Source organism: Paenibacillus caui (genome assembly GCF_019904135.1).
GTDB classification, from domain to species: domain Bacteria; phylum Bacillota; class Bacilli; order Paenibacillales; family Paenibacillaceae; genus Fontibacillus; species Fontibacillus caui.
Genome location: NZ_JAIOGQ010000019.1, coordinates 39,811 through 52,404 on the forward strand (window position 1 = coordinate 39,811; position 12,594 = coordinate 52,404).

Here is a 12,594-nt window from a genome sequence, read left to right on the forward strand (position 1 = left end):
TTTGCTGTTAAATTGCTGTTAAATTTGCTTGACTTTCCCCTCATGTGGAAAGTTTATAGTAATTACACAGAATAATTCTTCCGGATTAGGGGAGGGAAAGAATCTTATGTTCAAAATCAGCGAATTTTCCAAGCTAAGCCAGGTTCCGGCCAAAACGATCCGGTATTACGACCAGCTGGACCTGCTCAAACCAGCCTATACGGATCAGCAAAGCGGCTACCGTTATTACTCAAGCGAGCAGCTGCTTCATCTGCACCGGATCCTCGCGTTCAAGGATCTTGGATTTACGCTTGAACAAATCAAGCAGCTTCTAAACGATAACGTGTCCCCCGCCGAAATTCGCGGCATGTTCCGGCTTAAGCAGGCAGAGGTTCAGTCGTTGATTCAGGCGGAAATGGAGCGTTTATGGCGGATCGAGGCGAGGCTGAAACAAATCGAGCGCGGAGGTGACGGGATGCCCCGCCATGAGGTTCTGGTCAAAAGGATCGGCCCGTTAAGGGTTGTATCGGTTGAAGAGGCCACAAGCAGAGCCGCTATCCCCGACTTGTTCAGAGAGATGGATGAATATTTAACATGGAACGGCCTGCCGCAGCCTGTTTCCCATATGGTGGTTTGGCACAGCTGTCTGGAATGCGAATTGAACATCAATCTGGAGGTAGCTTGTCAGGTTTCGCATCAGCTGCCGGCTTCGTCAAGGTTTAAGACCAAGGTGCTCCCGGAAATGACCGTTGCAGCCGTCACTCATCTGAGCCGCCCGGATTCGGATTCGCCCATTAGTATGGATCTTGGTTCATGGATCGAAATGAATGGCTACCAAATCAGCCCGGAAATGCCGAGCAGGGAAATCTATGTATCGCCCAACGAAGACAGCGAACCGATGTATGTGACCGAAAGTCAGATGCCGATTGTAAGAGCGGGTTCGTAAAGTAAGAAATAAGGAGATGATGAACAAATGGTAACGGTCCAAAATAATCAAAAGCAAGGCGGCAGAAACGGACGATCCAGCCGGAAAAACACGATAGCCTTATGGCTCTTAACGTTGGCCGTGTTTGCCATCGGCACCGCCGAGCTGCTGCCGATGGGACTGCTGCTGCCTATAGCGAGCGAAACCGGGGTGACGATTCCCGCCGCCGGCATGCTTGTGACCGGCTACGCGCTTGGCGTTGTATTCGGCGGGCCGGTGTTGTCAGCGATGACCGGGAGACTGTCCCGTAAAATGGTGATGGGCTCTTTCCTCGGATTATTTATGATTGGCGGCTTGCTTTGCACGTTTGCACCTTCGTATACGGTGCTGTTCGCAGGCAGGATTATCAGTTCTTTGGCGCAAGGCACCCTGTACGGCATTATTGTCGTCACGGCCAAGGATTTGGCTCAGCCCGGCAAGGAAGGAAGCAACATCGCGATGGTTGGAACCGGACTGACCCTGGCCGTCATCCTTGGCGCTCCGCTTGGCACCCTCCTTGGCGAGTGGCTTGGATGGCGCATGCCGTTTCTGGCGGTCACCTTGCTTTCACTTGCTACATTGCTCGGCATGCTGAAATGGATTCCTGATTTGCCGCGTGCCCAAGGCGTATCTTTAAGCAAGCAGCTGCGCACCGTCAGCAGCCCCGCCTTCGTGCTGGTCCTTCTAATGACCGTGTTCGGAGCCGGCGGCACGTTTGCCGCGTTTACCTATATCACTCCCATTCTGAAGCACATATCCGGCTTTTCAGGCGGTTCCATCTCCCTCATTTTGCTTGTTTTCGGCTTGGGCAGCGTAATCGGCAACCTGCTTGGCGGCAGGCTGGCCGACAGACGGCTGCTGCCTGCCCTGTTTGGCGGCATGGCGCTGCTCGCGGCGTCCATGGCGATATTTTCCTGGACGAGTCACGGGCAAACTGCCGCAATTGTCACCGTCTTTATTTGGGGCGTTGCCGCTTACAGCATTATTGCGCCTCTCAATATGCGGGTTCTGCAGAAAGCGGGGGATGCTCAGGAACTGGCATCGACGCTTAACATTTCAGCATTCAATATGGGGAATGCGATCGGCGCATTCGTCGGCGGAATGGTGATCGATAGTCCGCTGGGCTTGCCTGCAGTGCCATGGACAGCTTCACTGGTCACGCTGATCGGCCTCCTGCTCACGATATGGAGCATGAGCCTGGACCGGCGGGCCGTACGGCCTGTTCAATGCTCAGAGAGCTGCCCGGCAGCTCAAAGCTCCGCTTGCTGATTAAAATCATTACGTTTGCCAGGTAAAGACGATATAATCAGTATTTACCGGTTCAAAACCTTCGCTGCGAAGGCATGCGGAAATTTGGCCGCGGTGATAGCTGCCATGCAGGGAGACATGGGTTAGAATATCCTGGATAGAGTTATGAAACTCCTGGCCCTTGCTGCTCCGGTAAGCAACGGATTTCATCAAGTCCTGTTCGGTGATTTGTTCCAAAAACGCCGCATAGCCGGCCTGATTTTCTGCGAGCAGCTTTTCACATTCCGCAAGACTAAACTCGGGCCAAATAGCCATTTTAGAGCTGTCCTGTTCGCATAAACGGGTTAACCACACCTTTTCCGCAGAAAGCACATGAGCAAACAGAGTTACCACCTTCTCCGGCTGTCTGCTTATAGACTGTAAAGCCTGAAGAATCTGCTGATTGGCCCAAGCGGCGTGCTCAAACATCCGAACGAACTGACTTTTCATAACAATCCCGCCTTTTTTTAGAAAATTACCTTCCCAATCAAAATAATAATCTCTAACCTACGGACCGTTCTCCCCTTCTGCCGGCGGCTGCAATGACTCAATCAAATATGCGGCACCATTCTTATGAATAATCGTAACGGTGATGCCGGTCTGAAGAGCACTCATCGTCAATGGCTTGGCGGAATTTGGGCCGTAATACTGAGTATCCGCCGAAGTAGTAAGGGTTTCAGAAGCGGTTCCATGCTTGACGGTCAATTGGCCGCCCTTGATCGCTGTTAAGATGCCGAAGGTTACGTTACCATTCCATTTGGAGGACACGGAAGCTTCCTCTGCCACATAAGGAAGAGAATTGCTAAAAATCGACGCTATTTGGGCGCGAGTTAAAAGCTGACCCGGTTTGAACGTATTGTCTGTGAAGCCTTTAACAATACCAAGGCTGACTGCCGCGTTGATATATCCCCGCAATGCGGTCCCATCCTCTCCGACATCGGTAAAAAGAGTAACGGCATCCGCCAAACGTTCGGCATCCGCTTCATGTCCTATTGCGCGGATGATGAGCCGCGTAGCCCATTCGCGGCTTGCGGCTTGCTGGCCCCATAACTTTCCTTGGGCCGCAGTCTCTTCGTCAACATGGACCAGACCGTCTTTGATTGCCAAGGATACATAAGGGATGGCCCAAGTGTCCGCCGTTAACGCCGGGCTTTCAGAAGTCGCTGTTAACGCCTCATCCTCTTTGCCCATGAGCCTAATAGCCATCATGACGGCTTCCTGATGCGTAACGTAGTTTTGCGGCTTAAACGAACCGTCGGAGTTTCCAATCATTATGCCCACCAAAGCCATTTTCGCAATGTACTTTTGTGCCCAAGGCGCTTCAGAAACATCTTTGAAAGTTACCGCTGCCGCTGAAGCAATTTGGGCAGCTAGAGCTAAAGAAAGCAGCACCGCTGCCGCTACCGAGGAGTTTCTAACGAAACTATTTTTCATAAGAGCCTCCCATTCCTATTTTTTGAATACCTGCTGCCGAACTTATATTTTGGGAAGAATGATCAAACCTATTCTAGCAGTTTGCCTATTTTCCCTCAATTCATTTTCCATGATTTGAAGAGTAGAATCGAAAGAGGAGTTAAAAGCATAAAAAAGAGCCCGATCCAAAAAATCAGGGCCCTGGTCTGGTCTTGTCTTGTTATTTAGCCGGATTCAGAACGAAATTGGCCTCGATCACGCCGATTTTATCGTTTCGGGCATTGAACACCGGGGCGTGGGCATAGGTCTCTAGCGCTTCGTATATGGAAGCGTCACCGACGCCTAGCTGTTTGAGCACTTCCATCGCGGCAACGCCGGCGGCTCTGGCGGTTCCGTCTTCCGTTTTGATGGCGATGCCGATGCCCCGGTCAACGACGCCCAGGCACTGCACGCCTTCAGCGCCTGCCTTCGATACGAGATTGCCCCCAAAGGCGCGCATCAAATCCGTGTCCAGACGGCGCGTACCCGCGACCATTTCGGGATGCTGCATCATCGCTTTGCAGATCATGTCCAGCGCTTTCGCTCTTTCAGCGGGGCCGCTATATCCAGCAGGCCGGGCCAATCGCGCAAACCCAAGCGCGGTATTGTATAGCGGAAGCCGGTGCACCGGCACTCCGCAACCGTCTACGCTTAATTCAATATCCGCTAACGGGATATCGCATACGTCCGAAATCACCTGCAGGATTCGCTGCTGAACGGGATGCGCCACTTCCCGGTAGGTGGAAGTGTCCTCTCCCATGTGAACAGCTGTCGCCAGCATGCCCGAATGCTTGCCGGAACAGTTGCTGAATACAGGGGTCAGCTCTTTGCCTTCCCGGATCAGCTGCTTGTAGCTTTCCTTGTCTCTGGGGACGTGCGTTCCGCATTGCAGGGCCGATTCTCCAAGATGGGCCCGTGACAAAATATGAAGCACAGCTGACCGGTGGAAAGGCTCCCCGCTGTGGGAGGCGCAGCTGAGCGCTATGTCCGCCATGCTGTAGCCGAAGCTTTCCGCGGTTCCGGTTTCGAGAATGGGCACCGCCTGGAACGGCTTCATGGATGAACGCGGAAATGTTGGCCGGTACGGATCCCCGTACGAATACAGCAGCTTGCCTCCTGAATCGACCACCGCCACATGAATATCATGCGTACTTTCCAGATAATCACCGCGAAATACTTGAATCGCCTTGGACATGATTTTATTTTCCCCTTTGCCGACTTATGTAAGATTGTCTCTCGGAAGAAAACAGTTTTGCAGCATATTTTTTTAATTCCGGTATGTTCCTTGATTATACACCGAATAGAAAATAGAGGCATACGCCTACAGGTAAATCATGTTAAAATCAGTGTGAAACAGAAAATCGTTAGTCAAAATGAGATGAGATGAGAAAGGTGAGATGAGAAGCATGGCTCAAGTCAAAATTTTTGGTCTAAAGGACCATCTGAACCCCATAAAAGAAAGGTTTTCGGAAATCATTCATTCTTGCGTAGTTGAAGCTTTCCACTTCCCGCCAGATAAGAAGTTTCACCGTTTTTTTGCAATGGATAAAGACGATTTTTATTACGCTCCCGGACGAACAGATGCCTATACGATCATTGAAATCAGCATATTTGAAGGACGTTCGGCCGAATCGAAGAAACAATTCATACGCCTGCTTTTTGAACGGATTCACAGCGAATTACAGATATCTCCGCAAGATATTGAAATCACCATCTTTGAGACGCCTAAATCCAATTGGGGAATAAGAGGGCTGCCTGGAGATGAACTTCAGTTAAACTACAAGGTGGACGTTTGAAAAGATAAAATTAGGGCTGCCGCCTGTGGTTGTCCTAATTTTTTTGCCGCAGTTTTACGCCAATTCAATCCTGCTCCCGATCACAATACATTTACCGTTTTTGCCGTGTCCCAGCTCGTTCGTTTTCACAATAGGGATTTCGTTTCCGGCGGTCATTTCCTCTATATATTCCTGTACGACCGGAAGTTCCCCGTGCTGTTCCAGCTCGGTGAACGAGCCGAGTATGATTCCTTTACACTTGTCAAAATAGCCCAGCTGCCCGAGCTGCCCACTAAAGATGCAATTCTGCCCGCTCGTCCGCCCAAACTCTCCAGAAAGATGATTGTCTCCGCAGGATCTGGAATGAAACGCGTTCCCGCCAGCTTCAGAAAACAGCGGATGTTCCCTCCGATGACAGTCCCCTGCATCCGGTCTCCACGAATCCAGCGATAATTGAAATCGTACAAATCCCGGCTTTCCTCAAACAACGTCCCGAAAAACCGCCGCCTCTGTTCCCCGCTCTCGTCATAAACCAGATTCATAACCTGATAATGAAAGGCGGGCACATGGCTTGCCGCATAAATAGCATTCAAGATGACGGACAAATCGCTCAAGCCGAAAAACGGCTTCCGACTTGCCCGGATCACCTCAAAGTCCACAAAAGGCAGAATCTGATTCGCCGAATCGCCGCCGGAAATATCAAAAATCGCGCTAATGCCAGGGTCCGAAAACAGTTTATTCAATTCCTGCGCGCGTTCCGCCGGGCTGCCGCTAAAATAGCTGTCTTTCCTCATTAAAGTTGATGCGCACTTGGGTCTAACTCCAAATCCGTTCAAACAACGGATTAATTCATCCAGCTGAGGCTTGAAGTCAGGCCTGAGCCCGTCAGAACAGGCGATCAAACCCACTTGGCTGCCTGGGGCAAGTGTAAAGCTTCGATCCATAGCAAAGTTCCTTTCCTAACGCGGCGGTTTTCCGGCACGTTCTTTTATAAAACAGTAATCAGCCCCAAGTAAGCAACTTTCATCATGATGAGCTCCTTAACGTTTTTGAAAGTTCGGTCTAATCTCCGTTTATGTCATTCTCTGCCTTCTCAAAGCACAAATTGACCGTTCTTCCATTCGATCGGGTACGATGCAGCACATTGGCTTTAACGGTATACACATCGCCCGGCTTTAAAGAAACGGTCTCCTGATCTTCAAAATCAATAAACAACTCGCCTTCCAATACTAGAAACAGCTCATCACAATCCTCATGCTTATGCCAATGAAAGTCTCCCGATATGACTGCAGCCCGGACAACATGATCGTTCACTTCGCCAACCACAACATTGGCGTAATCATGAATCCCCTTGGTCCATTCATAAATGTTCATTTTAGCTGGTTGCATCCTTTTTCCACCTTCCTATAGGTTATGTAAAATTTCATGGCCTTCATCGGCGAGCGTCCGGATCGCCTGCTCCGTCTTGTCCGTCTTGACCAGCAAGTAGTCCGTATCGTAAGTGGAGATAGCAAATATACTTATATTTTGCTCGGCTAAAGGCCGGGTTAACATGTTTAGAATGCCTGTCAAACTGAAATCAAGCGGCCCTTCAACCTTAAAGCAGCTCCATGATTTTTCGATATGCTCCAGTCCTTCTCCCGGTATTTGTTCTTCCTTGCATACGATGGACAACTCGTCAGGTGTATAGGTGATCGACAACAATCCCCCAACGGGAGCCGCAGCCCACCGGGGGATTTCCTCGTTTGGACTTAATTTGACAATACCGTATTTCTCTTCCAGCAATAATAGTTTCATGGCTTCTCCTTTCCGTCATCCCATATTCTTTCAACGCTCTCCAGTTGATTCTGATCAAAAGTCAGTTTATAGATGTCCGGCATCGAGCTGCGCTTCCAGAATTCATATCCGAAAGCGGAATGATAATAATTCAAAATGATCGTCATGATATTGCCGTGAGTTCCGATGACGATGTTCTTGCCCCGGTATTCTTCCAGCATTGTTTCGATAACCGGGATGGACCTGGCCTGAGCCTCTCTTGTCGATTCCCCGCCTTCAAGCGCAAAGTCGATGTTTACAAAAGATTCTTCTATGCCCTTCAGTATTTCAGCCCAGTCTGCCTCGTGCTCCAGCCCTTTGATCGGCCTTTCTCGCAACTCCTCATATTGGATGATCGGCAGTCCTTTCTGCTCAGCTAAATACTGCAAGGTCTGCACGGCTCTAGCATAAGAACTGGAGGCGATATAATCCACTTTAATTCCGCTCAGCACATCGGCGACCTTCATGGAAGCTGCCCATCCTTCTTCAGAGAGCCCTCTGGTTTGCTCTTGTCCGAATCTAAAAGGAGACTCAGCATGTCTTACCATATAAATCGTAGTTTTCATTGAAAGATCTCCACAGCGATAAGTGTCCTTCTGAAACTTTATTTTCCAGAATCGGGCAGGTTTTTGCAAGTCAATATTTAAAATAATATGGCGATGTCATAATCCTTGGTTGAAAATCAATGCAACCTGCAGAGAATCTCCGCACTGATTTTGTATGCCGGAAGCGGCTAATTCGGATCCCGTTTCAGGATCCTATAGTGAAGGAAACCCGTACATTTACATATACATCCATATTATACGTTCGTTTTCTATTATGTATTTCGTAGAAATCGAGATGATTTTGTTGCCTAATCGCAAAAAATTAGATATAATAACAAACGTTATCGAAGATCCGATGAATTCTGGATGGTGGTAGTATGACCCTTCTGGACAGTAACGAAAGCAAGAAAAAGATGTGCCAGATTTATAATGAAATTTCGAAGGAACTGTTCGGTTTCGGCACTACTCTGCTGCGGGTAACCGTAGAAGGAAATATCGCCACCCTGTATGCGAAACACCGTCGTTCTCCCCGTTCGGCGGCACTGGAAGATGAAGCGCCCGGCTTGAAGCTGGAAGTGGACTTCCGGATGTCGCACCTCTACAAGAGAAAGTTTCGCAAGAAGCTCTCAGAGATGGGGCTGGATATTGAAACGGTGCTGCGCGACTATGACGCGGCCACGCAGTGGGCAGTCACTAACGTTATTTTGCGCGATACTTAAGACAATCTAATAGGAAGGATTTTTCTTTTTGATCTATCTTAAAGGAAGACCTTTACCGATCGCAGCGGGTGTCGCTTTACTTTGTTTACAAAGAAAAGTGTTCTTGTTTTTACAAGAATACTTTTCTTTTTTTATAAAGGAACGCATGTTCCTATTCCATTCAGGGGGTGCATGAAATAGGAAATTCGCGTTAAAAGCTGGATCATACTGGAACCAATTAGAGAACGCCTGATGCTTCACAAAACCAAAGCTTATGCTTCACAAAACTTTTAGAAGGAGAAAAAAAACAATGAAAAAACTGATGAGCGGACTGCTCTCCATGACACTAGCTTCTGTTCTACTTGCCGGCTGCGGCGGCGGGAAAGCCGATAACGGCGCATCCCCATCCGCATCTGCTTCCGACTCCAATGCCAAGGGCGAACCGACCAAACTCGTCATTTCCACCTGGGGATTCTCGGAAGACTTTTTCAAGAAAGAAGTGTATGAGCCTTTCGAGAAAGCACACAACGTCAAAATCGTAACGGAGATCGGCAACAACGCCGAGCGCTTGAACAAAATCCGTCAGGGCAGCTCCGATGTGGACATTATGTATCTGTCCGACTACTATGCACAGCAAGCCATTGACGAAGGGCTGTTCGAAACGATTGACCGCAGCAAAATCTCGAATCTCGATAACATTTACGATATCGCCAAGGCTCCGCTTGGGGAACAATACGGGCCAGCCTACACCATTGGCCGTCTGGGTATTGCCTATAATTCGGATATGGTGAAACAAGATGTCACATCGTGGAGCGATTTGTGGAGCCCGGAATTTAAGAACAATGTTACCATGCCTAACATTACAACTACATCCGGACCGATGATCATCGACATCGCCTCCAAAGTGGCAGGTCAGCAAACACTCAATGAAGACGCCGCATTTGCCAAGCTGAAGGAACTCAACCCTAGCGTCGTTAAATATTACGGCAAGACTTCCGAGTTCGTAAATATGTTCTCCCAACAAGAAATTGCCGGCGGACCGATCATGGAAATGTACTTTAAAGATTTGAAAGCCGCTGTTCCCGGCGCGAAATTCGTCGCTCCTAAAGAAGGCGCGTATGCGGTCATGAACACGGTCAACATCGTGAAAGGCAGCAAAAATAAAGAGCTGGCCGAGGAATTCATCAACTGGCATCTGAGCAAGGAAGTCCAGGAGAAATCAGCCAAGGCTAAAGTCGATTCACCGGTAAACACGCAGGTTCAGCTTGCTGGCGATGAAACGGAAGGCGTCACATACGGCGCAGATGTCATCAATAAACTTGTTAAGCTTGACATGAAATATGTCAATGAAAACATTAAAAATTGGACAGACCGCTGGAACCGCGAACTGGCCCAGTAATGGATGCGTTTGAATAATCGAACACCCCTTCCACGTTGCATCCGCCGTACCCCGGCGGATGCAACTCTATTCTTTTTGAAAAATGGAGACGTGAGCCCTTATGAATAAACGAATCATTATGGATGTTGACACCGGAATCGACGACGCTATCGCCATTATGCTGGCGGTTAAGAGCGGCAGATTTAACATCGAGGGAATTACGACGGTAAGTGGAAATGTATCGCTGCAGCAGGCGACGGACAACACATGCAAAATTGCCGAGTTTCTCGGAGCGAACGATATTCCGATTATCCGGGGGGCTAATCAGCCCTATCTGCGCCAGCCCCGGTTTGAACATCACGTTCACGGCAGTGACGGAATCGGCGGCGCCCTTGCCGACATGCGGCCGACCAAGCGCCCCTATGACGGCTTCGCGCCGGATTTCATCATTGACACCGTTAAACGCCATCCGGGCGAAGTGACGCTCATTATGACGGCTCCGCTCACCAATCTGGCGCTTGCGCTGCGCAAATGCCCGGAGCTTATCGAGCAAGTGGATGAAGTGATTTTCATGGGAGGCGTGGTCACCAGCTTCGGCAACGTATCGCCGATGGCGGAGTACAACATCTTTGCCGATCCCGAAGCAGCCCGGATCGTTTTCCAGGCCGGGTTCCCCAAGCTGACGATGGTCGGTCTTGATGTCACCCGCCGTGCTTTGCTGCGGGATGAACATATTGCAAGCCTTACCAATGAAGCAATCCGGAACTACGTGCGGGAGAGTACAGAAATCTATGTCAATCGCTACGAGGAAAGAAACGGCATCCGTGCCTGTGCCATGCACGATCCGCTCGCGGTTGCGGTTGCTTTGGACCGTACAATCGTCGGCACTGCTTCACACTTTGTGGATGTAGAAACAAAGAGCGAGCTGTGCGACGGACAAACGGTATGCGATTTCCAAAACCGGCTGCAGCGGGTGGCTAACATGGATGTGTGCCTTGATTTGGACGAACAGGCATTTATGCGGCTGTTCATCGATACCTTAAACCGCCCTTAGACGCTTTATCAGGTGGAACAGGAGCTGAATATGAAGAAAACGTACCTATACTGGCTGCTGCTGCCGGGACTGTTGTTTCTGGCGGTGTTCATGATCATACCGATCGTGCTGACGATCGGCTCGACTCTTTTTAAGGAAGGAAGCTTTACATTTGCGGGCTACCTGCAGTTTTTCAAAGACCCGTACTTTCTCAAAATTCTTCTGACCACACTTGAGGTCAGCGTGGCAAGCACCCTGTTAAGCGTGCTGCTGGGTTTTCCGGTGGCTTATTACATTTCGCAAAAAGCGCCCCGCAGAAAAGGCGTTCTGCTCGCGCTGGCGATTTTCCCGCTGCTTACGAGTCCGGTCGTTCGGTCATTCAGCTGGATGGTCATTCTCGGCCGAAAAGGCCTGATCAATAACGCGCTCATCTGGCTCGGGATCGTAGACAAGCCGCTCGAAATTCTGTACACGCCGGTGGCGATGATGATCGGCATGCTGCATCTCTTCCTGCCGATGATGATCATCTCCCTGGTTGGCGTGCTGGAAAATATCGATTCCGATCTGATTACAGCCGCCCAAAGTCTCGGCGCTTCACGGGTGAAGGCTTTCCGCAAGGTCGTATTTCCGCTCGCGATGCCGGGCCTGATTATCGGCGGGATTCTTGTCTTCGTCGGCAGCTTGACGGCTTATACGACCCCAGCTCTGCTCGGCGGCAAGCAGCGCGTCATTTCGACGTTCTTGTATCAGAACGCGATGACGTTGAACGATTGGTTCTCGGCATCCGTCATCGCCACCATTATGATCGCCATCACCTTTGTGGTAGTCGGTCTGATGAACAAACTGTCCAATAAATTAAATCCGAAGGGGTAGACAACATGCGGAATAAACACATCGGACTCGGCTTGTTCAGTCTGCTGGTCTATATTTTTCTGCTGGGCCCGCTTCTCATTATATCGGCAACTTCGTTCGAGCCCGGAACCGTGCTGAAGTTTCCGCCGAGCGGCTTCTCTCTCCAGTGGTATCAGAATATTTTCAAGGTGGAGCTGTTCCCGCAGACGTTCAAAACCTCGATCGTCATCTCGCTGCTGGGCAACCTGCTCGCGCTACTGCTCGGAGTGCCTGCCGCTTACGCGCTCAGCCGCTTCAGCTTCCGCGGGAAGGATACGCTTAACGCCATTTTCCTCTCCCCTGTTCTGATTCCGGGGATCGTGCTCGGCTTCACCATGCTCAAGTATTTGATCGTTGTGTACCATCTGCCGATCTATACGGGGCTGCTGATTGGGCATACGGTCATTATGCTGCCCTTTATCATCCGGGTTATCGGGTCCAGCCTGTCCAGCTTCGACTTTGCGATAGAAGAAGCAGCGCTCAGCCTTGGCGCAGGTCCGCTGCGGACCTTTTTTAAAGTGGTGCTGCCGAACATCCGGTCCGGCATCATTGCCGCGGTGCTGATTGCGTTTCTGGAGTCGTTCAACAACGTCGACATTTCTCTGTTCATGACAGGACCCGGAATCAGTACGCTGCCGATCCAGATGCTGACGTACGTGGAAAATTATTTCGACCCGACCATCGCGGCCATCTCGATGCTGCTGATGATCCTGACGGCGGTGCTGATGTTTGTCATTGAAAGGCTGATGGGACTGTCCTACTTTACAAAACGTTAAT

16 protein-coding genes are annotated in these 12,594 nt (G+C 50.0%); 8 read left to right on the top strand and 8 right to left on the bottom strand.

Annotated elements, in window-relative coordinates; translation table 11 throughout:
- The first annotated feature begins 106 nt into the window (after positions 1 to 106).
- Both K7397_RS12675 and K7397_RS12680 read left to right on the top strand, forming a co-directional pair.
- Positions 107 to 925: a MerR family transcriptional regulator gene (locus K7397_RS12675; protein WP_223068324.1), complete on the top strand. Its 819-nt coding sequence runs from the start codon at positions 107 to 109 to the stop codon at positions 923 to 925.
- Between the two features lie 27 nt (positions 926 to 952).
- Positions 953 to 2,212 (top strand): MFS transporter, encoded by a 1,260-nt coding sequence (locus tag K7397_RS12680; RefSeq protein ID WP_223068325.1) that lies wholly within the window; start codon positions 953 to 955, stop codon positions 2,210 to 2,212.
- 9 nt (positions 2,213 to 2,221) lie between these two features.
- Here K7397_RS12680 and K7397_RS12685 read toward each other — a convergent pair whose 3' ends face one another.
- The 3 genes from K7397_RS12685 to K7397_RS12695 form a co-directional block, all read right to left on the bottom strand.
- Positions 2,222 to 2,680 (bottom strand): DinB family protein, encoded by a 459-nt coding sequence (locus K7397_RS12685; protein ID WP_223068326.1) that lies wholly within the window; start codon positions 2,678 to 2,680, stop codon positions 2,222 to 2,224.
- A 57-nt stretch (positions 2,681 to 2,737) separates the two neighbouring features.
- Positions 2,738 to 3,664: an S-layer homology domain-containing protein gene (locus tag K7397_RS12690; RefSeq protein ID WP_223068327.1), complete on the bottom strand. Its 927-nt coding sequence runs from the start codon at positions 3,662 to 3,664 to the stop codon at positions 2,738 to 2,740.
- A gap of 199 nt (positions 3,665 to 3,863) precedes the next feature.
- Positions 3,864 to 4,877: an asparaginase gene (locus K7397_RS12695; protein ID WP_223068328.1), complete on the bottom strand. Its 1,014-nt coding sequence runs from the start codon at positions 4,875 to 4,877 to the stop codon at positions 3,864 to 3,866.
- Positions 4,878 to 5,088: 211 nt separating this feature from the next.
- Here K7397_RS12695 and K7397_RS12700 point away from each other — a divergent pair, with 211 nt between their 5' ends.
- Positions 5,089 to 5,478: a tautomerase family protein gene (locus K7397_RS12700; protein WP_223068329.1), complete on the top strand. Its 390-nt coding sequence runs from the start codon at positions 5,089 to 5,091 to the stop codon at positions 5,476 to 5,478.
- A gap of 54 nt (positions 5,479 to 5,532) precedes the next feature.
- Here K7397_RS12700 and K7397_RS22205 read toward each other — a convergent pair whose 3' ends face one another.
- From K7397_RS22205 to K7397_RS12720, 5 genes are all read right to left on the bottom strand, one after another.
- Entirely contained in the window at positions 5,533 to 5,733 is a 201-nt protein-coding gene (locus tag K7397_RS22205; protein WP_420488783.1) for a S66 peptidase family protein, read from the bottom strand.
- Positions 5,640 to 6,401, bottom strand: coding sequence for a S66 peptidase family protein (locus K7397_RS12705; protein ID WP_223068330.1), 762 nt, complete (start codon positions 6,399 to 6,401; stop codon positions 5,640 to 5,642). Before K7397_RS12705 ends, K7397_RS22205 begins: the two co-directional genes overlap by 94 nt.
- Positions 6,402 to 6,519: 118 nt before the next feature.
- A complete protein-coding gene (locus K7397_RS12710) occupies positions 6,520 to 6,846 on the bottom strand; it encodes a cupin domain-containing protein (protein WP_237690887.1) in 327 nt (108 codons plus the stop codon).
- A gap of 15 nt (positions 6,847 to 6,861) precedes the next feature.
- Positions 6,862 to 7,254, bottom strand: coding sequence for an ACT domain-containing protein (locus K7397_RS12715; protein ID WP_223068331.1), 393 nt, complete (start codon positions 7,252 to 7,254; stop codon positions 6,862 to 6,864).
- Positions 7,251 to 7,838: a histidine phosphatase family protein gene (locus tag K7397_RS12720; RefSeq protein WP_223068332.1), complete on the bottom strand. Its 588-nt coding sequence runs from the start codon at positions 7,836 to 7,838 to the stop codon at positions 7,251 to 7,253. The genes K7397_RS12715 and K7397_RS12720 overlap by 4 nt, the downstream gene beginning before the upstream one ends.
- 356 nt (positions 7,839 to 8,194) lie before the next feature.
- Between K7397_RS12720 and K7397_RS12725 the strand changes: the two genes are divergently transcribed.
- From K7397_RS12725 to K7397_RS12745, 5 genes are all read left to right on the top strand, one after another.
- Complete coding sequence (locus K7397_RS12725) at positions 8,195 to 8,536, top strand: DUF2294 domain-containing protein (RefSeq protein ID WP_223068333.1); 342 nt, start codon at positions 8,195 to 8,197, stop codon at positions 8,534 to 8,536.
- A 289-nt stretch (positions 8,537 to 8,825) separates the two neighbouring features.
- A complete protein-coding gene (locus tag K7397_RS12730) occupies positions 8,826 to 9,914 on the top strand; it encodes an ABC transporter substrate-binding protein (protein ID WP_223068334.1) in 1,089 nt (362 codons plus the stop codon).
- 100 nt (positions 9,915 to 10,014) lie between these two features.
- The gene (locus K7397_RS12735) at positions 10,015 to 10,947 is read left to right on the top strand and encodes a nucleoside hydrolase (protein ID WP_223068335.1); all 933 of its coding nucleotides are present in this window, start codon (positions 10,015 to 10,017) and stop codon (positions 10,945 to 10,947) included.
- A 30-nt stretch (positions 10,948 to 10,977) separates the two neighbouring features.
- Positions 10,978 to 11,799, top strand: coding sequence for an ABC transporter permease (locus tag K7397_RS12740; protein WP_223068336.1), 822 nt, complete (start codon positions 10,978 to 10,980; stop codon positions 11,797 to 11,799).
- Positions 11,800 to 11,804: 5 nt separating this feature from the next.
- Positions 11,805 to 12,593: an ABC transporter permease gene (locus tag K7397_RS12745; protein WP_223068337.1), complete on the top strand. Its 789-nt coding sequence runs from the start codon at positions 11,805 to 11,807 to the stop codon at positions 12,591 to 12,593.
- Position 12,594: the final 1 nt, after the last annotated feature.

What these genes read in the sequence shown, in the direction of transcription:
- K7397_RS12700 (WP_223068329.1), top strand. Translation starts at nt 5,089, where the DNA reads ATGGCTCAAGTCAAAATTTTTGGTCTAAAGGACCATCTGAACCCCATA.
- K7397_RS12735 (WP_223068335.1), top strand. Translation starts at nt 10,015, where the DNA reads ATGAATAAACGAATCATTATGGATGTTGACACCGGAATCGACGACGCT.
- K7397_RS12720 (WP_223068332.1), bottom strand. Translation starts at nt 7,838, where the DNA reads ATGAAAACTACGATTTATATGGTAAGACATGCTGAGTCTCCTTTTAGA.
- K7397_RS12725 (WP_223068333.1), top strand. Translation starts at nt 8,195, where the DNA reads ATGACCCTTCTGGACAGTAACGAAAGCAAGAAAAAGATGTGCCAGATT.
- K7397_RS12710 (WP_237690887.1), bottom strand. Translation starts at nt 6,846, where the DNA reads ATGCAACCAGCTAAAATGAACATTTATGAATGGACCAAGGGGATTCAT.
- K7397_RS12715 (WP_223068331.1), bottom strand. Translation starts at nt 7,254, where the DNA reads ATGAAACTATTATTGCTGGAAGAGAAATACGGTATTGTCAAATTAAGT.
- K7397_RS12685 (WP_223068326.1), bottom strand. Translation starts at nt 2,680, where the DNA reads ATGAAAAGTCAGTTCGTTCGGATGTTTGAGCACGCCGCTTGGGCCAAT.
- K7397_RS12675 (WP_223068324.1), top strand. Translation starts at nt 107, where the DNA reads ATGTTCAAAATCAGCGAATTTTCCAAGCTAAGCCAGGTTCCGGCCAAA.
- K7397_RS12695 (WP_223068328.1), bottom strand. Translation starts at nt 4,877, where the DNA reads ATGTCCAAGGCGATTCAAGTATTTCGCGGTGATTATCTGGAAAGTACG.
- K7397_RS12690 (WP_223068327.1), bottom strand. Translation starts at nt 3,664, where the DNA reads ATGAAAAATAGTTTCGTTAGAAACTCCTCGGTAGCGGCAGCGGTGCTG.
- K7397_RS12740 (WP_223068336.1), top strand. Translation starts at nt 10,978, where the DNA reads ATGAAGAAAACGTACCTATACTGGCTGCTGCTGCCGGGACTGTTGTTT.
- K7397_RS12745 (WP_223068337.1), top strand. Translation starts at nt 11,805, where the DNA reads ATGCGGAATAAACACATCGGACTCGGCTTGTTCAGTCTGCTGGTCTAT.
- K7397_RS12680 (WP_223068325.1), top strand. Translation starts at nt 953, where the DNA reads ATGGTAACGGTCCAAAATAATCAAAAGCAAGGCGGCAGAAACGGACGA.
- K7397_RS12705 (WP_223068330.1), bottom strand. Translation starts at nt 6,401, where the DNA reads ATGGATCGAAGCTTTACACTTGCCCCAGGCAGCCAAGTGGGTTTGATC.
- K7397_RS12730 (WP_223068334.1), top strand. Translation starts at nt 8,826, where the DNA reads ATGAAAAAACTGATGAGCGGACTGCTCTCCATGACACTAGCTTCTGTT.